The following is a 21,988-nucleotide window of genomic DNA, read 5'->3' on the forward strand; positions in this document are numbered from 1 at the left end:
AAAAAACCAATGCGGCTTATAACCAGGGCCGCATAAAGGTTTTGTCTAACTGTTTATACGCGACGGCAAGAGTATGAGCTAAATCTGAATAGTTTTTTGGCTCATTAACCATTGATGTTTCGACACCCTGCTCGTGCATTTGCTGGCGAAGTTGCCGGCACCAATTAGCCAAAGCAGGCGGCAAACGGCTCGATGATCTTACCCCCAGCCAATACCACCCCTGAAATGGCAACGACAAAATAAATAACATCATCGCCAGAATTTGGCCGGTAAAGCCACTTCCGAGCAACGTTAACTGGAAAAACGCCGTTAATACGGCCAGAGCAGGCAAATAGCGAAAGCCAAGGCTGGTTAACTGAATAATTTTGTTTTCCAGAAATACCGGGTTCAGCTCTGGCTTTACCGGCCACACCAGACTGTACTGGCGCCCCTCTTGCAACAACGCAAACAACTTCATGGTAATAGCCTCTAATCGTTACAACGGCCCAATTTAACTTTAGCATAATTATTGTACGTTGCGCAGGCTAAGTTGTATCAGTCAGCCTGCCCGTCGCTGGCATCGATAACAAAACTCTGCTCATAGCACAGCCAATTGTAAATTTTGCTATAAATACCACTCATTTTGCACAGATAAGGTTTATACAATTTCCGGGCCAATTAAATTATTGCTTTATATCATAAACTTGAATCACTAGGCCGTTGTTACCAACAATCTTACCCACAGAAGCTGTGGACAAGTTTTTGTAATAAACAGCGGCAATAACAGCAGCTGTCAGTATTTTTTTCAACAAAAATAACTGTTTCGATAAAAATTCATCATAAGGTCATCATTCTGTCATGTTTAGCATTTCTGCCCGACCTGACAAACTTGTGTTTCGGTAATTTGCTTTAACTAACAGCAGAAAAAAAATTCAGATTACAGTAGTATTGTTCGCAGATTTAAGCAGACGGCTGGCAAATACGATAGTCGGCAAAAGATTGTGGACGCTTTACTATGATTAATATGTACGGTATTACAAACTGTGACACCATTAAAAAAGCCAGAGCATGGCTGGATCAACACCAGATAGACTATCAGTTTATTGATTATCGCAAGGACGGTCTTAGCAGTGAACTGCTGGCAACGTTCAGTCAGCAACTAGGCTGGCAAAACCTGTTAAATACCCGCGGCACAACTTACCGTGCACTACCAGCCGAAAGCAAAGCAAATCTGACTGAGCAAACCGCGTTAGCGCTAATGTTGCAACAGCCCGCTATGATTAAAAGACCGCTGTTGCAGGTAAAGGATACTTATATTCTTGGCTTTAATGCTGAACACTATCAAAAACTTCTGGAAGAATAAGATGAATTGGCTGGATCCGCTGCAAAACCCGGTATTGTCTCTGGCAATGGACTTGATGGCACGAGAGTCTGTTACACCAAACGATGCCGGCTGTCAGCCCTTAATGGCAGACCGTTTGGCCGCTATTGGCTTTAATATTGAAGTGCTGGAATTTGAAGACACGCTCAATATGTGGGCCAGACATGGTTCAGGCAAGCCGTTATTTTGCTTTGCTGGTCATACGGATGTCGTACCAACCGGTCCGCTTAGCCAATGGCATACATCTCCTTTTACACCGACAATCATTGGTGACAATTTGTTTGGACGGGGTGCGGCCGATATGAAAGGCAGTCTGGCGGCAATGCTGGTGGCTACGGAGCGCTTTCTGGCGGCTTGCCCTGAACCTGCGTTCAATATAGCGTACTTATTAACCAGCGATGAAGAAGGCCCCTTTATTAATGGTACCATGCGGGTTGTTGAAACGCTGGAGCAGCGAAATGAAAAAATAAACTGGTGCTTAGTCGGTGAGCCTTCCAGCGGCCAGAAACTGGCTGATGTGATTAAAAATGGCCGGCGTGGCTCCTTAACCGGCCACCTTACCGTGAAAGGTATTCAGGGGCATGTGGCCTACCCTCACTTAGCCGATAACCCGGTGCATAAGGCCGCCCCGGCACTGGCCGAATTAGCCAGTGAGCAATGGGACCAGGGCAACGCGTTCTTCCCTGCTACCAGCTTTCAGATTGCTAATATTAATGCTGGCACCGGTGCATCCAATGTCGTGCCGGGTGAGTTGAAAGTGATGTTTAATTTTCGCTACAGCACAGAAGTCACGGCAGAGCAATTACAGCAACGTGTTTATGCGATGCTGGATAAGTATGGCCTGAATTATCAGTTAGATTGGGTTTTAAACGGTCTGCCTTTCCTGACAGACAGTGGCAGCTTGGTTGAATCAGTGGTAGCTGCGGTTGAGCAGGTGCAAGGCTTTACCCCTCGACTGGAAACAACCGGTGGCACCTCTGACGGTCGTTTTATTGCGCCAACAGGCGCTCAGGTCGTGGAACTGGGCCCCTGCAATGCCACCATCCATAAAGTTAATGAATGTGTGTCTATTCATGATCTGACAGTACTTGCTGATATCTATCAGGCGCTGTTGCAACAATTACAGCAAAAACTGACCGGATGAAAATTCAGTCTCCCTCTACTGATATCCTGACCGGATGTAGCGACTCCCACCTGAGCACACTGGCAGACGGTCAGCTTATTCATCATCAGATGCAATCGGCCTGGCAGCAACTGCAGCAGGCCGCTGCAGCCGATGGCATCGTCATAACCATTGTTTCAGCATTCAGAAGCTTTCAGCGCCAGGCAGCGATCTGGCAGGCAAAATGCAATGGCTTACGGCCGGTTTATAATCTGCAGCAACAACAGGTAGCTGTTGCCTCACTGAACGGTATGGCTAAACTGGAAGCCATTTTACTGTACTCTGCCTTACCTGGTGCCAGCCGGCACCATTGGGGCACTGAACTGGATGTTTATGATGCCGCCGCGGTAACATCAGACTACCGACCGCAATTGTTGCAAAGTGAATATCAGCAAACCGGGCCTTTTTACAAATTAAACCAGTGGCTTGAAACTGAGGCAGCAAGATTTGGGTTTTTCCGCCCCTACAAACACTATCGTGGGGGCGTTGCCGCAGAACCCTGGCATCTGAGTTATGCCCCAGTTGCCAAACCCTATATGCAGGCGTTAACACTGCCTACTCTGCACCAATGCCTGGCGCAACATCCTGTGGCTGAGCAACAATCTGTGCTGGCTAATTTAGCGCAACTGTATCAGACTTACGTCATCAATATTTGCGAGGACAGCTGATGAACTGGCCGTTATTCTGGGCATTACTATTTGGCTTTGGCATGATCATCGGCAATATTATGCTGGTGAAACACTCTGCCAAAATGAAAATGCCCAGCCTTAAAGATGCGAAGGAAACGCACCCCAGACCAGCCGGCAACAAAGACGATATTATTCATCGTCACGCTGACGCTGAAAAGCCGAATAGCCCTGAGTAAAACGTTGCAACTGATCCCGTAGATTAGGTGGCGTACCTTTGATAATTAACGTATCCGTCGCGGCATCATATTGCACCCGTTCTCCGAGTAATTTCTCGTCGAAACTCAGCGACAAACCAGCGCCGGCGCCGTTAAACTTCACCATCTTTTTCAGTTCTTTCACTTCTACCGGAAACTGTTCTGCCACCTCAAGTTGCTGTTCGGCACAATAGTGCAGAAAACCGTTCTCCTGTTCCGGGTCAACCACAGCAGAAAGCTCCGCTAATACCACATCCTGACCTGCCTTAGCCCGCTCCTCACAGTAATCAAAGACCTGACGCCTGGCAGAGGTTTTTTCGCCGTGTTCAAATTCAGCGGCAGCAAAGTACTCCTCGACAGAAGATAACACTTTCTGACTGTTCTGCCGGGCATCCGTACCTTCAGCACAACCGAGGAAATCAAGGAAAAAGTCTGCGACTTTGCGCCCTGCCCGGCCGCGGATAAAACTAATGTAATTACCCGCAGCTGCATTCACGTTGTACTCAGTGAGATCTATTCGCGCTGCCAGCTGCATTCGGGCAATATCAAGATGACGGGAGGTCGACAAATCAAGCTGATCTGTTAATGCAAAGTGATCTTTGCTACCAAGCAGGCATACTAACAGAAACTCACTGGCCAGATAACGGTAGTGGCCCAGCACCAAATAGCCGGTTTCCGGTAGCTGATGAGTGCTTAGCTGAGTAATTAAGCAATCGGTCAGGGCTTTAGCAAACCCCAGATAATCAGTATCACCTGCCTGCCAGCTGGCGAGAGCCTGCGGCACTACCGGATCTTTATCATCGGTGAAACTGGCGTAGCCTTTTGCCGGTTTGCCATTGTATGCCAGGTGCAATTGTTCCAGCAGCGTCGAAACCGACCCGTCAGCACCAATAAGTTGCTCCCGGTAATGGGCGCTGTGCTCACCGCTGGCTGACAAGTCAATATAGTTAATAGCTAAATGCAAAACATCGACGGACATAATTTTTCCTGTTTTAACTTAAATCTGATACTATTCTTTAGTCTGAATATCATCTTAATCTGAGTGACGCATGCCCATTGTATCAAAGTATTCCACTACACAAATTGAAAATCTGGTAAATCAGCTTCTGGAAACCTTTCACACTAATAATGCAACGACAGAACTTACCCTGATGTGCTTAGGTAATGCGGTCAGTCACGTGATTAACAGCAGCGTGCCCCCAGCGCAACGCAGCGCTGTGGCCAGCCACTTCAGTCAGGCATTAGCCGACACCATTAACTCTAAAAGCAATTAAGCCGAATGGTCATTGAGCAAAACTTATCGCTGGTTAAAAAAGTCAATCGGCTGCTAAGTTGGGGCCATTGGTTCAGTTTTTTTAATACATTACTGGCGCTGGCGGTGACCAGTGTTTACTGGCTATCTGAGCCATCACCGGAAACACTGCTCGGCTGGATATACCTGTTTTGTTACTGGCTGGGCCATACCGCTTTTTTGTGTTTTATGTTCTTTATCGTTACCGTCTTCCCACTGTCATTAGTCTTTCCTTATCAGAAACATGTACGGGGTTTGGCTGCACTTTTGGCGACAATCGGGATGGTGGTATTAATTTTTGATGCCTATGTCTACGCTAACCTCGGTTATCATATTGGCAGTGCGTCATACCATCAAACCCTGGAGCTGTTGCAGCAGCAGGTTGTGACAAATCTGCGTAATTTTATAATTATCGTCGGCTGTGTTACGGCAATTCTTATCGCCGTTGAGCTGGTGATAAGTAACTATTGCTGGAAAAAAATTGCAAGGCTTAAACAAAGCAACATCAGCCGGCCATTGCTGGTGGTCTTTATCGGCAGTTTTATGTTAAGCCATCTGATTCATATTTATGCTGACGCCCGTTTAAAATGGGATGTCACTAAGCTGGATAACGTATTACCCTTTTCCTACCCGGCTACAGCAAAAAGCTTTCTTGCCAAATATCAATTAGTCGATTTGGCCAAGCGGGCTCAACGTCAGGCAGACAGACTGAGCATTTCCAACCCGGAACTTAATTTGCGTCAGTTACAATGCTCAGTAACACAAGCAGAGCCGATACTGGTATTGATCACAGATGAAATATCCAGCGACACGTCTGACTTTATCCGACGACAGGGCTTACGCTGGCACGAGCAGCACTTTGCGCCGAACAACAGCACCGAAGCCTTATTGCATTTACTCTACGGCCAGTTTTTACTTACCGAAGATAGCCAGCGTCAGTTAAATCAGGCACCGGCATTCATTGAGCAGTTGCCGGCCAATACCCTGGCCATTGACAGTAAGTGGTCTGCAGTTACTACGCAGTTACCCTGGCTGCCTGCTACTGAGCAAACTGACAAAGCAGTAGCGAATATTATTTTTGATAACTCGCCGGTAGCCAACTGGGCTGAATATCAGCAATTTAAGCGGATAATGGTGTTACCGCTTATCAGTAAGCAGCCGACTTTTGTATTAGCGCCGGTCGACACCTTGATCCGCTGGCCTGAACTGCATGAGCAATTAAAGCAGCACAGCTCGCAACATCTGGATTTATTGCCAACCTTGCTAAGTTCAGCGGGCTGCAATACCACAAACAGCTGGCTGGGTGATAATTTGCTGCACAAACCGGCACGGCCTAAACTGAGTATTAGCAAGCAGGATATTGTCAGTATTCGTAAAGATAAAATGGTGGTTTTACGTCAGGATGGCAGTTATGGCGTCTGGTCAGCCGGCACCTTACTGCCGTTAAATGAAAAACTTGATACGCCAATGCTGACTGACGCCTTAAAAAGACTGGAACCGGCAGAGCAGCAACGTTGACTATTGCAACGCTTTCGGTGCTTTTAACTTAGGCCGTTTGCCTGCCAGTTCTAATTCGGCAAGATGAAATAAATTAGTATAAACAATGGGTGGTGCCTGTTCACTGAAGCGTTCCAGATAGGCAATCCTGGCATCTTTGACTAACTGCTGATAAAGCTGGTCGTACTGACTATAACCATCGTAAGAGTACGGTTCATGCAAATCAGCCAGACCAACTTCCTGTTGTTTGCGCATAAACCAATTGAGTAAAAATTCGTACTGTTTGATATCCAGCCATTGCCGACAATCCATTTCTTCACCACCATACCGGACTAGGGTTTACTGTTAAATTTACTATCACTTACGTAATAAGCAGTGATCTGGTTCTGGCTACCAGTATAGCGTATGCCGTCGACGTTAAATAAGCTCTGCAGCAGCAGATAAAAGGCGTTACAATATGGCCATTAAAACTAATTTTGGATAACTGATGATTGCACTGGGCACCCTGAATACCTTAACCGTTAAAAAGCAGGTTAAATTTGGCTTTTATCTTGACGGCTTAAGTTGGGGAGAAATTTTATTGCCAAATAATGTTGCTCCTAAGGGACTGGAAATCGGCCAGCAGTTGCAGGTTTTTCTCTATCTTGACTCAGAAGATCAGCTAATCGCCACGACAGAAAAACCGGCAATCATGGTAGGTCAGGTTGCCATGTTACCGGTAGTGGCAGTAACTAAAGTTGGCGCTTTTTTAAACTGGGGCCTGAAAAAAGACTTACTGGTGCCTTTCAGCGAACAACAAATTCCATTGAAAGAAGGTCAGAAATATCTGGTTTACTGTTATGTCGATGTCAGCAACCGGATTGTTGCTTCAACTAAATTAGACCGCCATCTGCATAAAACCACACCTCATTATAATCCCGGTGATAAGGTAGATATTATTATCAGTGAGCAAACCGATATTGGTTATAAAGCGGTAGTAAATCAGCAGCACTGGGGCGTACTGTACAAAAATGAAGTATTTAAGCCGCTGCGTCGGGGTGACAAACTCACCGCCTACATTGTAAAGGTCCGGGAAGACAGTAAAATAGATCTGCGATTAACGGCTACCACCTATAAACAGGCACTCGAGCTGACTGAGCAGATCCTGAGCAAATTAAAGCAAAATGGCGGCAAGCTAACGCTAACGGACAAAAGTTCACCAGAGCTTATTTACGAGACATTCGGAGTAAGCAAAAAAGCCTATAAGCAAGCAATAGGTACGCTCTATAAAGATAAAAAAATCGTCATTTTAGATGCAGGCATCATGTTAGTTGGCAACTAAAACCCCCGATACAACCAAAATGGCCAGACTACAGCCAGTGATTGACTGGCTGCTGGCTGTTTTTCAACGCCATTCCGGACTGATGGCGATATTAGCCTTTGTCAGTGGCATCGCCAGTTATGTGCTTATTGACCGCAAAGAGTCAATTGCCCAGTTTATTGCTGTTTTTATGTTGGCCAGCTGGGTATTGCTGGTGGCCGACAGCTGGCTAAGAGCCAGTTTAGCGCAGCGATTCGGCTGGAATTTATCACCTATTGTTATTCGATTTCTGACCCAGCTGGTGCATCAGGAGAGTTTATTTTTTGCTTTGCCTTTTTTTCTGGCAGTAACCAGCTGGGATCATGGCCAGGCGGTATTTACCGGCTTGTTACTGCTCTGTGCCTTAGTTTCCATAATTGACCCGCTCTATTACAAGGTTCTGGCGACCCGCTATGCGCTGTTTGTGGCGTTTCACACTTTTGCATTATTTATAGTTTTGCTGGTAATACTGCCATTGCTATTACAGCTGACAACTCAACAAAGCCTTATTGCCGCAATAATTGCAGCGTTGCTGTTCAGCTTACCCAGCCTGGACAGGGTGTTACCGCCTGGCCGCTGGTGGCGGCTGCCGCTATTGTTCAGCATGCTCTGTCTGATGGCATTTACGTTATGGCAAGTGCGAAGCTGGATCCCACCTGCCGGCATCCGGCTGACTGATATTACTATCTCTCATCAGGTTGATACTGAACAACGCCTGGCTGGTGCGAACATCGACCAGCTTACGGTCGGGGATTTACAACAAGGTTTATATGCCTGGACTGCCGTTCGGGCGCCAAGAGGATTAAGAGAACAAGTTCATCATGTCTGGATCCTTAATGGCCGGGAAGTTGACCGGATTGTGCTGGATATTCGAGGTGGGCGCGAAGCAGGCTATCGGGCGTGGAGTCATAAGCTGATATTTCCTCCCTACCCCGCAGGTAACTGGCAGGTTCAGGTAGTAACAGAGTCAGGTCGTTTAATTGGATTAACCCGTTTTCAGGTACTCAAAGATCCGGGACTATAAATTGCAGCCTGCAGCATGACTGACTAACTTCGTGACTGAGTTTATCTTACCAAGGTTTTTTCGCTGTGCTGCTAATCGCTGTGTAACAGCTAATAAAAAAAGGGCCCTAGGGCCCTTTTCAAACTGAATGATCAGTCTTTCAGGCGGTTAAATTCCTGCTCTGCCTGATCTCGACTCATGCCGTAGCGCTCCTGCATTTTGCCACAGAATTTTTCAAAGTTGCCATCAACCTGTTGTATATCGTCGTCAGTAAGTTTGCCCCATTTTTCCTTTACTGAGCCTTTCATCTGACGCCATTTGCCTTCTGCGATATCGCTATTCATCATCATTCTCCATTAGATTACAGAACAAAAGCTTTGCCGGATCTCAAGTTATACGCTTGAATACGGCAACCACATTAATAATGCTGCAATGCTCATACCAACAAAGAAAAGATTTTATACGCCTTAAAATACAGACACTTAAAAAATTAGGCACTTTATTATTAACTCAATTTTAAAAAATAAAGCACAATTTACCGACCAGTCTGAAAAAAATGCAGGCCAACTGCTTAGCAGACACTGCGATTGTCAGGTTTGGACAATACCATGTGTACTGCACTGGTTGCGCGCTCCATAAACCCGCCTTCGCAATAGCACAAATAAAAATGCCACAATCGGATAAAGTTGTCGTCATAGCCTAACTGATGTACCGCATCCCGCTGATGCATAAAATTATCACACCATAACTTCAGAGTTTTAGCATAGTCAAAACCAATATCTTGCACCTGACGGATCACCAGATCAGTTTTGCGGCTAACTGCCGTTGCCATCCGGCTAATTGAAGGCAGACAACCGCCGGGAAAGACATATCGCTTGATAAAATCGACTTCCCGCACATATTGTTGATAACGTTGATCAACAATAGTGATGGCCTGCAATACCATTAAGCCATCGGGTTTCAACAAATCGGCACATTTTTGAAAATACTCATCCAGATAATTATCACCAACTGCTTCAATCATCTCGATAGACACCAGTTTATCGAACTGGCCGGTTAAATCCCGATAATCGTCAAACAGCAAGGTTATCTGCTCCTGTAAACCCAGAGCGTGGACTTTGGCTTTCGCATAAGCAAATTGTTCTTCTGAAATAGTAGTGGTAGTGACTTTACAACCATAGTGCTGGGCTGCATAAATTGCCATGCCTCCCCAACCGGTGCCAATTTCAATCAGGTGGTCAGTGGGTTTTAACTGCAGCTTGTCACATATTTGCTGTAACTTATGCTGCTGAGCCATTGCCAAGTCAGCTGCTTCAGATGGAAACACTGCGCTGGAATACATCATACTGTCATCCAGAAACAACTGATACATGGCATTGCCAAGATCGTAATGGGCCGATATATTCTTTTTAGCCTGCGCCTTGCTGTTACTGTTTCGCCAGTTTAAGGCTTTTAAAAATGGTCTGCTTAATCGCGACCAGGTAGAATCCATCTTATCCAGCAAAGGTAAGTTGCGACCAAAAATACGTACCAGAGCAGTCAGGTTGTCACAACGCCAATATCCTTCTATATAAGCTTCCCCTCCGCCGACCGAGCCTGCTAATACCAATTTCTGATAAAAAGCCGGGTCCAGTACTGTCAACGTTACTTTCAAATTACTGCCCGCTTCACCCAGCTGAAAACGTTGCTCCCCTTCAATCAGGGTGATATCACCCTGCTTTAGTTGTCCCAGAAACGACAGGGTAAATTTGCGGCAAAGCCGGTCAAACCAACCCAAATTTGCAAACACCGCCTGATCGGTAAGCGATAAACTCATAACTACTTTTCCCTGGATTTTGGATGTTGATGCAGCGGCACACCCTTGAAATAAAGTTTTAATGCCTGCCAGTATATGCGCCACACTACCTGTACGTTTTGCCATGGATGGCGGATCAGGATCCGCCGCCGGTTTGCCCTGGTCAATTCAAAGCGTTTAAGATTGATCCAGGCACTGAATACCGCCTGTTGGGCTTTAAGATTGGTAATACTGCAGTAAAGCTCTGCAGCAGGTGGCGGAATTTGCCAGCGATACTGCATCTCAATCGGATTGAAAGGCGAGACATGAAACGCTTTGTCATGCTGGTAAAAGCCTGACTGACTGCTATCAGTACTGATGGTCTGCAAATAATAATGCCGTTCATTCCAAGGTGTATTGCTGACCTCAGCCAGCAGATAGCAAAATGCGTCATTATTATCATAACAATAGTAAAGGGTCAGTGGACTGAAGTAATACCCCCAGTTCGCCAGCGGCGTTAACAAGTAGACCCTCGCCAGCGGTTTATCGCCCCCTAACTGACGCACCTTATCCTGCACTGCCCGCGATATGTCTGGATCACCGGCAAGGTAGTCACGCCGCCGGTAGCTGATAGCAGCAAACCGTTCACAGGCGATACCCTTAGCGGATAAGCCTGCTGCGGTTAATTGCTGACAATCAAGCCAGTACGCATTGAGTGAGTAGCTGAACCCATGCACCTTGGGTACAAAACGTTTATGTCCCACTTCACCGCAATATACCGCATGTCCTGACTGCATTAATACTGGATCCCAAACATCGCCGCTACATCCACTGCACTTCTGGCACCGTCTTCATGAAAACCGTTATACCAGTATGCGCCGCAGAAATAACTGTGATTTTGACCATTAATGAGGTTTCGCTTTAATTGAGCGGCCATTGTCATCATATTGTACACCGGATGTGCATAGCGATAGCTGCCGAGGATCTTATCAGTGGCGATAGCGGTGCTGTTATTCAACGTAACACAAAAAGTGACGGGGGCCTGCAGTCGCTGCAAAATATTCATATTGTAGGTTAAGGTAGCCCGACTTCGCTCTGTCGCATCTAAATTGTAATTCCATGAAGCCCAGGCTGCGCGGCGCTGCGGCAATAGCCGGGTATCGGTATGCAGCACCACTTCATTTTGCTGATAAGCAATCGCGCCTAAAATGGTCTGTTCATCTGTGGTAGCATTATTACCAAGCAATGCCAGCGCCTGATCGCTGTGACAGGCAAATACTACTTTATCAAACTGCTCAGTCGTACCATTAGCAAAATGAATGATAACGCCCTGCTCATTGCGAACCACAGACGAGATCTGCTGAGACAATCTGAGATTATGCGTACCAACCTTATTTAGCAGTGCGTCGACATAGCGCTTCGAGCCACCTTTGATTACTGCCCACTGTGGCCGGTCTGCCAGATTAAGCAAGCCATGATTATTAAAAAACCGCAGGAAAAAACGTACCGGAAATGATGGCATTTCGGTTAAACCAGCCGACCAGATGGCAGCGCCCATGGGTAACAGGTAATTGTCGCGCATACCTTTACCAAATTTATATTTTTGCAGAAATTCACCCAGCTTTAAATCCAGATCCGGATGATCAGCTGCGACCAGTTGTTTACCAAGCTTATTGAACCTGACAATATCAGCTAACATTCGCCAGAATGACGGCCGCAAGATATTACGTTTCTGTGCAAATAAACTGGCAAAGGTATTACCATTATATTCAAGGTTCTGCTTTAAATTTTTAACCGAAAAACTCATTTCTGTATCAAGCTTTTCAACCCCTAACTCGCCAATGAATTTATTAAAAACAGGGTAAGTCCAGTCGTTGAAAACGATAAAACCGGTATCGATCGCATACGACTGACCAGCGACTTCAACTTCAACAGTTGCAGTATGCCCTCCCAGGTAGTCATTTGCTTCAAACAGGGTTACCTGATGTTCTTGCTGTAATAAATACCAGCTGAGCATCCCGGAAATCCCCCCGCCAATTACTGCTATACGCATTCACGCTTCCTTAATCAGGCCTTTGCCATTCTTTGTTTTACTTGTTTCGTTGCCCAGCCCAGCACCGGTAAATGCCGGTAAACTAATTCAGTCAAATCATAATAATCACGATGATAATAAATATGCTGCTCCCGCCAACGCAATTCAGTACAACCATGTACCTCAATGGCTTTACCTTTGCCAATTGCCGGATGAGACAAGGTCATAATCCAGCTGATAAAACTGAGGTTATCCCCGTCAGTCTGGCTAACCGGCTCGAAGTTACAATAGGTTAATCGCTGATATGCATGAGAAAAATAGGCTGTCAAATTCTGCCGGCCGTGTATCTGATGCACCGGATCAATAAAGTTAACGTCATCGGTGTAAATATCGGCAAGCCGGTTCAAACCATCATGTGACAGCGAATTATAAAACTGCAGAAAGCCGGCTAACTTTGTTTCAGTATGTTTATTCATCAGATTTTTTAACCTCAGTAAACATCTCCAAAGTAAGTTTGCGGGCTTCTTTGTGATCAACAATCGCAGGCCAGTAACCGGCCGGAGTTGATTTCTTGTGCGGCCAGTGAATGTCCTTGCCCTCCAGAAGATCCAGCTCCGGCAAAAAACGCCGGATAAACTTACCGTCAGGGTCAAAACGCTCACTTTGGGTTACCGGATTAAAAATCCGGAAATAAGGCGCTGCATCTGTGCCGGTAGAGGCTGCCCACTGCCAGCCACCATTATTTGCTGCAAACTCGCCGTCGATTAACTTTGACATAAAATACTGTTCACCCCAGCGCCAATCGATCTGTAAATCTTTCACTAAGAAACTGGCAGTTATCATCCGAAGCCGGTTATGCATCCAGCCTGTCTGATTCAGTTGCCGCATTGCCGCGTCAACAATCGGATAGCCGGTCTTGCCGTCACACCAGGCTTTAAACAGTGATTTGTCCTGACGCCATTGAATGGCAGCAGTGTCTTCCTGAAAGGGCTGATGCTTGATAAGCCTTGGATAAGCTAGCAAAATGTGTTTGTAGAACTCACGCCATATCAGCTCAGATAACCAGACACTGGCACCGCTTTTTTCCTGCTCCAGCGCCGGCCCGGCTTCCATTTGCAGCCGGTTAACACACTGCTGTGCAGATAACACACCACAAGCCAGATAAGCGGATAAACCAGATGTGCCATCTATCGCCGGGAAATCCCGATGATCGTTATAGTCAGCCACCTGCTGCTGGCAAAAGCTGCGCAGCTTGTCTAATACCTGTTTCTCGGCCACCGGCCAGTCGGCTGAACTGCCGTCACCGTGAGCCATCTCCCGTAACTCAAGTTGCTGCGCCAGTTTTTCAACATTAATTAACTCAGTACCTTTCGGCTTAGGAAAGCAATGAATTTCCTGCTCATGCAGTTGGGCTATCCAGTTACGCTTAAAAGGCGTAAATACTTTATAGGTATCCCCGCTTTGGGTAACAACACTGCCAGGTGGCATAATGCACAATCGGTCATACCAGTTTACTTCTACGCCATTCTGCTGCAGCTGCTTACTGATTGTCTGGTCGCGTTGCTGCTCGCGCAGCTCATATTCAGTCTGGCCATATAACGCCACCATACCCACATCAGTTAACTTAGCGAGTATTGCTGCGCAGTCATCATAGCTATCAGCTTCTGCTGCCAGCAGCGCGATATTTTGCTTTGCAAGTTCAGCTTGCATCTGTAACACGCGCCGGCGTAATAAATCTTGCTTTTGCTCCGCCATATGATGTTGCTGCCAGGTCTGGGGCGTGGCGATAAACAACGCTAACACCGCGCTATTCTGATCGTCATTGGCCGCTGCTGCAGCATGATAAAGTGCTGCGTTGTCATATGATCGCAGGTCATTGCGCAACCAGACAACGTGATATGAAGTTATTTTTGTCATATCAGGCCCGTAATCCTAATTGCTCCGGATAGGGTTCCAGATAACGCTGCGCGGCCAGATACTGGTTAGGATACTGGCGTAAATGATGGGTCAGCAGGGTTAATGGCGACATTAAAGGTAAAAAGCCCTGACGGTAGCGATGAATAACATCAGCGAGTTCCTGTTTTTCAGGCTGATTTAATGATTTCTTCAAAAAGCCCTGCAAGTGTTGCAGCACGTTAGCATGCTGCTTGCGACTGGCAATGTTTTTAAGCGCCTGCATTAAATCAGTCAGATACCTTAGCGATAACTCAGCAGCATCAAACAGTTTGGCACCGGCGACCAGTCGGCCGAGCTCACGGTAAGCAACCGGACTGTGCGCCATCACCAGAAATTTGTATCTGCTATGAAAAGCAACCAGTCTGGCAACGCTGAATCCCTCTTTCATTTGCTGTTGATAATCGTAACAAGCGTATATCCTGGTGATAAAATTCTCGCGAAGTGCCGGATCAAGCAAGCGTCCATCTTCTTCAACTGGTAACCACGGGTATCGCTGCATTAACTGACGGGTATAGATACCGACGCCTATTTTGCCTAATTGCTGACCGGCGTCATCATACATTCGTACCCGCTCCATGCCGCAACTGGGTGATTTGGCGCACACTACATAACCACTAAGCGTGGCAAGTTGGGGCAATAAGTGCTCAGTGTAGGCCAACATAGCGGAGGTATGGTCAATGGCAGGGTCGCGGCTTTGAACCAGTTTAATCTTATGCTCTGCATCACGTTGTAACCGGATTGCTGGTCTTGGCACACCCAGGCCAATCGCCTGCTCCGGACATACTGCAACATATTGCACCAGTGGCTTGAGTTGCTGCAGACAGAAAGTCGAGGCTTTATGGCCGCCATCAAAGCGTACCGGTTCACCCAGTACACAGGCACTGATCCCAATTTTAATTGTCATATTTAAAAAGCCTGAACATTTAGAGCCTTACCCTGATTATCGTTAATACATCACCGCTGATTTAAAACAGTAGTGAACTCTTTTCTTTACAGCAAAAGTCAGGAGGCAGATCAGTTTACAGCAAAAATTTACCGGATAAATTTTTGCAAAAAAAAACGGCAATTACCTGCAAGATAATTACCGTGTATCTGATAGCTTTTCTCAGCCAGCTTAGATATCACCAAGACAATAGCACTGGCATTGACCTAAACATCCAGTTAGCTAACGTCGCAGCCTTTTTGTTACCGGAGCTCAGGCTTTGCTGGTGCCCGTTTCGACCCGGGACTTTAACTTCTGACCTGGCCGGAAGGTGACCACACAACGAGCCGAGATCGGAATATCCTCGCCCGTTTTCGGGTTACGCCCAGGTCGTTCATTTTTTACCCGCAAGTCAAAGTTACCAAAGCCAGATAACTTTACTTGTTCCCCCGCTTCCAGCGCGGTACGAATTTCTTCAAAAAAAGCTTCTACTATCAATTTAGCATCACGTTTGCTAACGCCAAACTTGGTAAACAAACGTTCTGCTAAATCAGCTTTGGTAAGCGCCATTCTTAATCCCTCAACGTTGCGTCGAATTCGTCTTTAAGCACGTTAACTACTTGATTTACAACAAGCTGGATATCTTTATCCTCAAGCGTACGTGTTTTATCCTGCAAGGTCAGAGCAATAGCAAGTGACTTGTAACCGTCTGCCACACCCTGTCCGGTATATACGTCAAACAATTTTAGGTCAACCAATTGATTTACGCCAACTTTTTTTATACTAGCAGTAATATCAGCAAAACGCACATCCGTTTTCACTACCACGGCCAGATCCCGACGGTTGGCAGGATACTTAGAGAGTTCTTCAGCTTCAACAATAGCACGCTGTCCAAGCGCTGCCAGTTCCAGTTCAAATAAATACGCTTTACCTTTAATTCCCAGTTTACGTTCGGCTTCCGGATGAAGTGCCCCCAGGTAACCGACTACTTTATCATCGCGAATAATCTGTGCTGTCTGCCCTGGGTGCAGCGCACTGTGCTCTGCCGGACAAAAGCTAATGTCTTTTGTGGCTGAGGTCACACCGACTAATGCTTCAACATCACCTTTTACATCATAAAAATCAGCAGCACGCTCGGCCATGGCCCAGTGTTCATTACTTAACGAACCGACAACCAAACCACCTATCACCTCAACCTGGCGCACTCCGCCTTCTGCTGACGTATCCGGAATAAATTTAAGGCCATATTCGAATAACCGTAACCGTGATTGTTGCCTGTTTTGGTTATGCTGCGCCGCCTGAACTAAACCTGGCCATAAATTCAGCCGCATCGCCGACATATCTGCTGAAATCGGATTTGGTAAAATCAGTGCCTGCTGGCCCGGAAACAAAACCTGCTGCACTTTAGGATCAACGAAGCTGTAAGTTATCGCTTCCTGATAGCCACGGTCGACCAACAGCTCGCGCATCCGCTGCACACTTAATTCTGCCTCGCTGAATTTTCGCATACTAAGTGCGGCCTGCGGCGCAACATTGGGGATATTGTTGTAGCCGTATACCCGGGCAATCTCTTCAATCAAATCTTCACTGATCTGAATGTCGAACCGGTATCCGGGTACCTGAACATCCCAGCCATTGGCCGTTTCACTGACAGTTAAGCCCAGACGGGTCAGAATATCGCTTACTTCCGTTTTGGCTATTGGATGGCCCAACAGACGGAGCAGTTTTGCTTCTGTCAGACTGATGTTGGCTGTCTTTGGTAAGTGCTCTGCAGCAACGGCTTCAACAACCGGACCTGCTTCCCCCCCTACTATTTGTAACAACAGCGCCGTGGCGCGCTCGATAGCGGTGCGTTGTAACTGTGGATCGACACCGCGTTCATAGCGGTGCGACGCGTCAGTATGCAGTCCATACTGGCGGGCCTTGCCGGCAATCGCCAGCGGTGAGAAAAAGGCACTTTCCAGAAAAATATGGCTGGTTTTAGTGGTAACGCCGCTTTGCAGACCGCCGAAGATACCCGCCATGGCCAGGGCTTTCTCACCGTCTGCAATCAGTAGCGTATTGGCTTTTAGCTCAATTTCAGTTTCATCAAGCAATACCAGCTTTTCGCCGTCTTGGGCAAAACGGACATCAATATCACCCGCCAGCTCATCTAAATCGAAGGCATGCATCGGATGGCCTAACTCAAGTAGTACATAGTTAGTCACATCGACTACCGGATCGATACTGCGCACACCACAACGGCGTAATTTTTCAGTTAACCACAACGGACTGCTCCGGCTCAGGTCAACATTTTTGATAACCCGGCCCAGATAACGCGGACAAGCGTCCGGCGCCGACAGTTTAATAGCTTTTTGCGCGCTAATCGTTGGCTCCACCGCTGCCATCTCTGGCTGACAAACAGACAGCTTATTTAACACTCCAACTTCACGGGCCAGCCCTTTAATACCGAGGCAGTCAGCCCGGTTTGGTGTTAAATCCACTTCTATTGTATGGTCATCCAGTTCCAGATATTGCCGGATATTGATACCTACCGGCGCATCAGCCGGCAACTCCATAATACCGTCAGAGTCATCTGCCATACCCAGTTCTGAAAACGAGCACAACATGCCATTTGAAGGCTGACCGCGCAGCTTGGCCTTTTTAATGACGAAATCGCCGGGCAATACCGCACCAACCGTTGCCACGGCAACTTTTAAACCTTTGCGGCAGTTTTTAGCACCACAAACGATATCCAGCAATTCTGGCTGGCCTATATTTACCTGAGTAACTTGCAATTTATCAGCATCAGGATGCGGACCACAGGCCACGACTTCACCGACGACCACACCGCTGAATACACCGGCAACCGGCTCAATACCATCCACTTCCAGGCCGGCCATCGACAATTGTTCAGATAAGGTGGCAGTATCAATCGCCGGGTTAACCCACTGCCGTAACCATGTTTCACTAAATTTCATACTTGGAATACTCCGCTTATCTGAACTGCTTTAAAAAGCGTAAATCGTTTTCGAAAAAGGATCTGAGATCAGTAACGCCATAACGCAGCATCGTCAGCCGCTCTACCCCCATACCAAAGGCAAAGCCACTGTAGATTTCAGGATCAATGCCCACTGAGCGCAACACATTAGGATGGACCATGCCACAACCTAATACCTCAAGCCATTTGCCATTCTTGCCCATCACATCGACTTCAGCTGATGGCTCGGTAAACGGAAAGAAAGAGGGCCTGAACCGTACCTGTAGATCCTGCTCAAAGAAATTCTGTAAAAAGTCATGCAATATGCCTTTGAGCTCAGTAAAGCTGACATTTTTATCAACCATTAAGCCTTCGACCTGATGAAACATCGGGGTATGAGTCTGATCATAATCATTACGATATACCCGGCCCGGCGAAATAATCCGCAGCGGCGGCTGTTGTTGCTCCATGGTCCGGATCTGAACGCCAGAGGTCTGGGTTCGCAGCATCAGTTTAGGATTAAAATAAAACGTATCGTGATCAGCCCGCGCCGGATGGTGCTCAGGAATATTTAACGCATCAAAATTGTGAAAGTCATCTTCGATTTCCGGGCCATGTTTAACAGCAAAACCTAATTCGGTAAAAAAGCTTTCAATTCTGGCGATGGTGCGGGTAACCGGATGCAGACCACCATCATCCAGTTTGCGACCAGGCAGGGTAACGTCAATCTGTTCCTGCGCCAGTTTTGCGGTTAACTGCGCCTGTTGCAGTTGATCACGCTTCTGGTTTAACGCGTCCTGCACCTGCTGCTTAAGTTCATTGATTTGCTGGCCGGCCACTTTGCGCTGTTCAGGATCCATTGCGCCCAACGATTTCAGCAGCTCAGTAATACTGCCTTTTTTCCCCATAAAGGTTACCCGAACCTCGTCCAGTGCCGCTATGTCTGGTGCAGCAGCAACAGCTTGCAGTGCATTGTCTAATATCGCAGTCAGATTCATCTTTGTCCTCAAAGCAGCCAAGATAGTCAGTCAGATTAAAACCGCTAATGATACACCAAAAAGCAAGTTAAAACGCAGTAGCTGACCGGCTTTTTTCGGCAAAAAGTGTAGAGCGCACAACCAGTAAACGCCGAAGCGTCCCGGCAGCGTTGCTAGGTAAGAATAGATTTAATAAAAGGGATAGTTAATTTTCGCTGATGAACAATAGAGGCTTTATCAAGCTGATCGAGCATGGTAACCAGTGAACGGATATCACGCTCGTATCGGTTCAGTAAAAAACGGGCGACCTCATCGCCCAGTTCCATACCACGCTGATGGGCTTTTTGTTGAAGCAGTTTTTGCTTATCGTCGTCAGTCAGCAAGCGCAGTTGTAATGATTGGCAGGCTTGCAGCCGGGACACCAGATCAGCCAGTTTAAAGCCCAGTTGCACCGGCGGCTGATTAGCCACAATAATTAACGCTTTACCCTGTTCAACCATCCGGTTGTACAAATCAAAGACGGCTATCTGCCAGCTCAGGTCGTCGGCAATGGCCTGAATATTATCAAGGCAAACAACATCAAGTTGCTCTAAATCATCAAGTAAGCGCGGACTGAGCAGCCGATAATCCTGCAATGCCAGCAGCTGACTGGTTAAACCCTGCTCCTGCGCAAAAATACAGGATGCGTATAACAGATGCGACTTACCACTGCCACTGGCCCCGAACACAAACAACGGCGGCTGACCACCTGGTGCGTTCAGATAGCGTTTTACCGCGTTAACTATCTCAGTCTGGCCCGCCGCATAAAAGCTATCAAGCGTTTCATCATCGGGCAGCGTAACAGCAAGGGTATATTGTAACGGTTGCATTCAGCGCCTGATAAACACATATTTAACATCAGCCGCTGATCCCGGATTTAGCTCAACTGCGGCGGCAAATCTGTCGTTTCTGCGCCCACTATCTTGCACCACAGCCACACTATTGCTTTGTGCCAGTGCTAATGCGGGTTGCCATTGCAAAATACTGATTAGCTGCGACAGTTCAATTTGTAAATCAACGGCAAAACGCGCCTCGTTGTCAGAAAATTCATGCAACGTGACGGCTGCCACACCTAGCACGCGGTTTAACAGGCGCTCTACCGCCACTACATCAGCCAGGCTTTGTAAATTTTCAACGGCCAACTGAACGGTATTGTGCTGTGGACTTAACACCACGGCCTGCTCAGCAGCCAGCTCCTGGCCTAATGATGCAGCAAATGCGGTGACCAGCCCGGGAAGGTCGGCCGCAGTCACGTCATTACGAATTATTCTGTTCTGGTTTGTTCCGGCTACCGGACTTTGACGCTGCCAGCTTAACCGCTGCAGCTTTTCACCGTCCCGGCTGATTTCATCAAATGCCAGCGTCATTATCATATCCGGCCGGTAGCGGGCACTCGCCTGATTAATAGGTTGCCAGAAGCCGGCCCATACGTCTGTTTCCGTCAGTTGCATCAAATCATCAATATCATAAAGTGGCAGGGTTACCGGCACGCCGCTCTCTGCGAGTTTTTGCAACAACAGTTTGACCAGCTCATTTTCTTGCTGACGTAAAAAAGTCCGCTCAGCCCCTTGCTGCTGCACTATCCAGGCCAGTATTTCTGGGCGTTGTGCGCCCCAGATAGCAATGCCTTGTTGCTGCAATAACAAATTAATTAAACTGGCATCCAGTAACACTCTCAGCCGGTTTGAACCATTTTGCCGCACTGATTCAAATTGCTTAACATATTTAGCGGGGTCATCAAGCTCACTGGCAACTTGCGGATATACAGTAAGATCAGTAATACCCGTCAGCCGGGTAATAACCTGCGCAAGGGCATTGCTCTGCCATTGCCGCTGATTTTGCTCAGCACTGACATCAGCAACATATAAATTTTCAACCTCAACGGCGGCCACCAGATTGCTTAACAATATCAGCAAAGTTGCCAGCAACAGCCTAATCGCCCTCATCTGCTGTGCCATCTGAACTCCTTTATTATCTGTATAGCCAATTAACATTCCGGCATAACACAACAAAGCCACCTTACGGTGGCTTTGCAGCGTGCTTAACCTAAATTTACGCCAAGCCGGTTGGCGACTTCTTCGTAGGCCTCAACAACACCACCAAGCCCCTGGCGAAAGCGATCTTTATCGAGCTTTTTGCGGGTTTCTTTATCCCATAAGCGGCAACCATCGGGAGAAAATTCATCACCGAGTACAATATTGCCATTATAAACACCAAACTCCAGCTTAAAATCAACCAGTAGCATACCTGCATCGGCAAACAACGCTTGCAGCACATCATTTGCTTTAAAGGTTAAACGTTTCATTTCTGCTAATTGCTCAGCAGTGGCCCAGCCAAATGATTCAGCTAAAGATTCGTTAACCATAGGATCATGCAAAGCATCATTTTTCAGGAACAGTTCAAAAGTTGCCGGACTCAGGGCAATACCCTCGGTTACGCCCAGCCGGCGAACCAGCGAGCCTGCAGCATAATTACGAACCACACATTCCACCGGGATCATCGCCAGTTTCTTCACCAGCACTTCATCATCCGCCAGTAAGGCTTCAACCTGAGTAGGAATACCTGCCTGCTCAAGTTTTTGCATTATAAAAAAGTTAAATTTATTATTTATCATGCCTTTACGATCTAGCTGTTCAATACGCTCGCCATCAAACGCAGAGGTGTCGTTGCGAAAGTGAAGGATAAGTAAGTTTTCATCAGTTGTGTTATAAACTGTTTTGGCCTTACCACGATACAATTCTGTCGTTTTCTGAACCATTATTCACTCCAATCGCCTGGCGAAAAAATCAGGCGA

At 47.0% G+C, this 21,988-nt stretch carries 24 protein-coding genes; 8 read left to right on the forward strand and 16 right to left on the reverse strand.

The window, feature by feature from the left end; translation table 11 throughout:
• Positions 1-16: 16 nt before the first annotated feature.
• Positions 17-457 (reverse strand): terminus macrodomain insulation protein YfbV, encoded by a 441-nt coding sequence (gene yfbV, locus R3187_RS13130; protein ID WP_318967514.1) that lies wholly within the window; start codon positions 455-457, stop codon positions 17-19.
• A gap of 537 nt (positions 458-994) precedes the next feature.
• Here yfbV and R3187_RS13135 point away from each other — a divergent pair.
• Genes R3187_RS13135 through R3187_RS13150 form a run of 4 tightly spaced genes read left to right on the forward strand, consistent with a single transcriptional unit; the run spans position 995 to position 3,387 of the window.
• Positions 995-1,342, forward strand: coding sequence for an ArsC family reductase (locus R3187_RS13135; RefSeq protein ID WP_318967515.1), 348 nt, complete (start codon positions 995-997; stop codon positions 1,340-1,342).
• 1 nt (position 1,343) lies between these two features.
• Positions 1,344-2,504, forward strand: coding sequence for a succinyl-diaminopimelate desuccinylase (gene dapE / locus R3187_RS13140; RefSeq protein WP_318967516.1), 1,161 nt, complete (start codon positions 1,344-1,346; stop codon positions 2,502-2,504).
• Positions 2,501-3,190: a M15 family metallopeptidase gene (locus R3187_RS13145; RefSeq protein WP_318967517.1), complete on the forward strand. Its 690-nt coding sequence runs from the start codon at positions 2,501-2,503 to the stop codon at positions 3,188-3,190. Before dapE ends, R3187_RS13145 begins: the two co-directional genes overlap by 4 nt.
• Positions 3,190-3,387, forward strand: coding sequence for a DUF2897 family protein (locus R3187_RS13150; protein WP_318967518.1), 198 nt, complete (start codon positions 3,190-3,192; stop codon positions 3,385-3,387). The genes R3187_RS13145 and R3187_RS13150 overlap by 1 nt, the downstream gene beginning before the upstream one ends.
• Here the strand turns inward: R3187_RS13150 and yejK are convergent.
• Positions 3,341-4,384 (reverse strand): nucleoid-associated protein YejK, encoded by a 1,044-nt coding sequence (gene yejK / locus R3187_RS13155; protein ID WP_318967519.1) that lies wholly within the window; start codon positions 4,382-4,384, stop codon positions 3,341-3,343. The two genes, R3187_RS13150 and yejK, sit on opposite strands and share 47 nt — an antisense overlap.
• A 70-nt stretch (positions 4,385-4,454) precedes the next feature.
• On the opposite strand from yejK, the gene R3187_RS13160 reads away from it, so the two are divergent.
• A complete protein-coding gene (locus tag R3187_RS13160) occupies positions 4,455-4,679 on the forward strand; it encodes a DUF1414 domain-containing protein (protein ID WP_318967520.1) in 225 nt (74 codons plus the stop codon).
• A gap of 5 nt (positions 4,680-4,684) precedes the next feature.
• Positions 4,685-6,214 (forward strand): DUF3413 domain-containing protein, encoded by a 1,530-nt coding sequence (locus R3187_RS13165; protein ID WP_318967521.1) that lies wholly within the window; start codon positions 4,685-4,687, stop codon positions 6,212-6,214.
• On the opposite strand, the gene R3187_RS13170 is transcribed toward R3187_RS13165, so the two are convergent.
• A complete protein-coding gene (locus tag R3187_RS13170; protein WP_318967522.1) occupies positions 6,215-6,505 on the reverse strand; it encodes a hypothetical protein in 291 nt (96 codons plus the stop codon). It lies immediately after the preceding gene.
• Positions 6,506-6,680: 175 nt separating this feature from the next.
• On the opposite strand from R3187_RS13170, the gene R3187_RS13175 reads away from it, so the two are divergent.
• Both R3187_RS13175 and R3187_RS13180 read left to right on the forward strand, forming a co-directional pair.
• Entirely contained in the window at positions 6,681-7,514 is an 834-nt protein-coding gene (locus R3187_RS13175; RefSeq protein WP_318967523.1) for a S1 RNA-binding domain-containing protein, read from the forward strand.
• Positions 7,504-8,556 carry a DUF5924 family protein gene (locus R3187_RS13180; protein ID WP_318967524.1) on the forward strand — a complete coding sequence of 351 codons (1,053 nt, stop codon included), beginning with the start codon at positions 7,504-7,506 and terminating at the stop codon, positions 8,554-8,556. Before R3187_RS13175 ends, R3187_RS13180 begins: the two co-directional genes overlap by 11 nt.
• Before the next feature lie 131 nt (positions 8,557-8,687).
• On the opposite strand, the gene R3187_RS13185 is transcribed toward R3187_RS13180, so the two are convergent.
• The 13 genes from R3187_RS13185 to purC form a co-directional block, all read right to left on the reverse strand.
• Positions 8,688-8,879 (reverse strand): CsbD family protein, encoded by a 192-nt coding sequence (locus R3187_RS13185; protein WP_318967525.1) that lies wholly within the window; start codon positions 8,877-8,879, stop codon positions 8,688-8,690.
• A gap of 227 nt (positions 8,880-9,106) precedes the next feature.
• Positions 9,107-10,351 carry a cyclopropane-fatty-acyl-phospholipid synthase family protein gene (locus R3187_RS13190; RefSeq protein WP_318967526.1) on the reverse strand — a complete coding sequence of 415 codons (1,245 nt, stop codon included), beginning with the start codon at positions 10,349-10,351 and terminating at the stop codon, positions 9,107-9,109.
• Between the two features lie 2 nt (positions 10,352-10,353).
• A complete protein-coding gene (locus R3187_RS13195; protein WP_318967527.1) occupies positions 10,354-11,106 on the reverse strand; it encodes a DUF1365 domain-containing protein in 753 nt (250 codons plus the stop codon).
• Entirely contained in the window at positions 11,106-12,362 is a 1,257-nt protein-coding gene (locus R3187_RS13200; RefSeq protein WP_318967528.1) for an NAD(P)/FAD-dependent oxidoreductase, read from the reverse strand. Before R3187_RS13200 ends, R3187_RS13195 begins: the two co-directional genes overlap by 1 nt.
• A gap of 14 nt (positions 12,363-12,376) precedes the next feature.
• Positions 12,377-12,817: a nuclear transport factor 2 family protein gene (locus R3187_RS13205; protein WP_318967529.1), complete on the reverse strand. Its 441-nt coding sequence runs from the start codon at positions 12,815-12,817 to the stop codon at positions 12,377-12,379.
• Positions 12,810-14,258: a deoxyribodipyrimidine photo-lyase gene (gene phrB / locus R3187_RS13210; protein WP_318967530.1), complete on the reverse strand. Its 1,449-nt coding sequence runs from the start codon at positions 14,256-14,258 to the stop codon at positions 12,810-12,812. Before phrB ends, R3187_RS13205 begins: the two co-directional genes overlap by 8 nt.
• Before the next feature lies 1 nt (position 14,259).
• Positions 14,260-15,201, reverse strand: coding sequence for a DUF523 and DUF1722 domain-containing protein (locus R3187_RS13215; RefSeq protein ID WP_318967531.1), 942 nt, complete (start codon positions 15,199-15,201; stop codon positions 14,260-14,262).
• Between the two features lie 291 nt (positions 15,202-15,492).
• Positions 15,493-15,789, reverse strand: coding sequence for an integration host factor subunit alpha (gene ihfA / locus R3187_RS13220; protein ID WP_213997103.1), 297 nt, complete (start codon positions 15,787-15,789; stop codon positions 15,493-15,495).
• A 2-nt stretch (positions 15,790-15,791) separates the two neighbouring features.
• Positions 15,792-18,179 carry a phenylalanine--tRNA ligase subunit beta gene (gene pheT / locus R3187_RS13225; RefSeq protein WP_318967532.1) on the reverse strand — a complete coding sequence of 796 codons (2,388 nt, stop codon included), beginning with the start codon at positions 18,177-18,179 and terminating at the stop codon, positions 15,792-15,794.
• 16 nt (positions 18,180-18,195) lie between these two features.
• Positions 18,196-19,176, reverse strand: a complete 981-nt coding sequence (pheS, locus tag R3187_RS13230) for a phenylalanine--tRNA ligase subunit alpha (protein WP_318967533.1) — start codon at positions 19,174-19,176, stop codon at positions 18,196-18,198.
• Between the two features lie 152 nt (positions 19,177-19,328).
• A complete protein-coding gene (gene hda / locus R3187_RS13235; protein ID WP_318967534.1) occupies positions 19,329-20,024 on the reverse strand; it encodes a DnaA regulatory inactivator Hda in 696 nt (231 codons plus the stop codon).
• Positions 20,025-21,152 (reverse strand): DUF2066 domain-containing protein, encoded by a 1,128-nt coding sequence (locus tag R3187_RS13240; RefSeq protein ID WP_318967535.1) that lies wholly within the window; start codon positions 21,150-21,152, stop codon positions 20,025-20,027.
• An 83-nt stretch (positions 21,153-21,235) separates the two neighbouring features.
• Positions 21,236-21,952 (reverse strand): phosphoribosylaminoimidazolesuccinocarboxamide synthase, encoded by a 717-nt coding sequence (gene purC, locus R3187_RS13245; RefSeq protein ID WP_318967536.1) that lies wholly within the window; start codon positions 21,950-21,952, stop codon positions 21,236-21,238.
• Positions 21,953-21,988 lie beyond the last annotated feature (36 nt).

This window comes from Arsukibacterium sp., from assembly GCF_033721375.1.
Classification (GTDB): Bacteria; Pseudomonadota; Gammaproteobacteria; order Enterobacterales; family Alteromonadaceae; genus Alishewanella.

What these genes read in the sequence shown, in the direction of transcription:
- yfbV (WP_318967514.1), bottom strand. Translation starts at nt 457, where the DNA reads ATGAAGTTGTTTGCGTTGTTGCAAGAGGGGCGCCAGTACAGTCTGGTG.
- R3187_RS13135 (WP_318967515.1), top strand. Translation starts at nt 995, where the DNA reads ATGATTAATATGTACGGTATTACAAACTGTGACACCATTAAAAAAGCC.
- dapE (WP_318967516.1), top strand. Translation starts at nt 1,344, where the DNA reads ATGAATTGGCTGGATCCGCTGCAAAACCCGGTATTGTCTCTGGCAATG.
- R3187_RS13145 (WP_318967517.1), top strand. Translation starts at nt 2,501, where the DNA reads ATGAAAATTCAGTCTCCCTCTACTGATATCCTGACCGGATGTAGCGAC.
- R3187_RS13150 (WP_318967518.1), top strand. Translation starts at nt 3,190, where the DNA reads ATGAACTGGCCGTTATTCTGGGCATTACTATTTGGCTTTGGCATGATC.
- yejK (WP_318967519.1), bottom strand. Translation starts at nt 4,384, where the DNA reads ATGTCCGTCGATGTTTTGCATTTAGCTATTAACTATATTGACTTGTCA.
- R3187_RS13160 (WP_318967520.1), top strand. Translation starts at nt 4,455, where the DNA reads ATGCCCATTGTATCAAAGTATTCCACTACACAAATTGAAAATCTGGTA.
- R3187_RS13165 (WP_318967521.1), top strand. Translation starts at nt 4,685, where the DNA reads ATGGTCATTGAGCAAAACTTATCGCTGGTTAAAAAAGTCAATCGGCTG.
- R3187_RS13170 (WP_318967522.1), bottom strand. Translation starts at nt 6,505, where the DNA reads ATGGATTGTCGGCAATGGCTGGATATCAAACAGTACGAATTTTTACTC.
- R3187_RS13175 (WP_318967523.1), top strand. Translation starts at nt 6,681, where the DNA reads ATGATTGCACTGGGCACCCTGAATACCTTAACCGTTAAAAAGCAGGTT.
- R3187_RS13185 (WP_318967525.1), bottom strand. Translation starts at nt 8,879, where the DNA reads ATGAATAGCGATATCGCAGAAGGCAAATGGCGTCAGATGAAAGGCTCA.
- R3187_RS13190 (WP_318967526.1), bottom strand. Translation starts at nt 10,351, where the DNA reads ATGAGTTTATCGCTTACCGATCAGGCGGTGTTTGCAAATTTGGGTTGG.
- R3187_RS13195 (WP_318967527.1), bottom strand. Translation starts at nt 11,106, where the DNA reads ATGCAGTCAGGACATGCGGTATATTGCGGTGAAGTGGGACATAAACGT.
- R3187_RS13200 (WP_318967528.1), bottom strand. Translation starts at nt 12,362, where the DNA reads ATGCGTATAGCAGTAATTGGCGGGGGGATTTCCGGGATGCTCAGCTGG.
- R3187_RS13205 (WP_318967529.1), bottom strand. Translation starts at nt 12,817, where the DNA reads ATGAATAAACATACTGAAACAAAGTTAGCCGGCTTTCTGCAGTTTTAT.
- phrB (WP_318967530.1), bottom strand. Translation starts at nt 14,258, where the DNA reads ATGACAAAAATAACTTCATATCACGTTGTCTGGTTGCGCAATGACCTG.
- R3187_RS13215 (WP_318967531.1), bottom strand. Translation starts at nt 15,201, where the DNA reads ATGACAATTAAAATTGGGATCAGTGCCTGTGTACTGGGTGAACCGGTA.
- ihfA (WP_213997103.1), bottom strand. Translation starts at nt 15,789, where the DNA reads ATGGCGCTTACCAAAGCTGATTTAGCAGAACGTTTGTTTACCAAGTTT.
- pheT (WP_318967532.1), bottom strand. Translation starts at nt 18,179, where the DNA reads ATGAAATTTAGTGAAACATGGTTACGGCAGTGGGTTAACCCGGCGATT.
- pheS (WP_318967533.1), bottom strand. Translation starts at nt 19,176, where the DNA reads ATGAATCTGACTGCGATATTAGACAATGCACTGCAAGCTGTTGCTGCT.
- hda (WP_318967534.1), bottom strand. Translation starts at nt 20,024, where the DNA reads ATGCAACCGTTACAATATACCCTTGCTGTTACGCTGCCCGATGATGAA.
- R3187_RS13240 (WP_318967535.1), bottom strand. Translation starts at nt 21,152, where the DNA reads ATGGCACAGCAGATGAGGGCGATTAGGCTGTTGCTGGCAACTTTGCTG.
- purC (WP_318967536.1), bottom strand. Translation starts at nt 21,952, where the DNA reads ATGGTTCAGAAAACGACAGAATTGTATCGTGGTAAGGCCAAAACAGTT.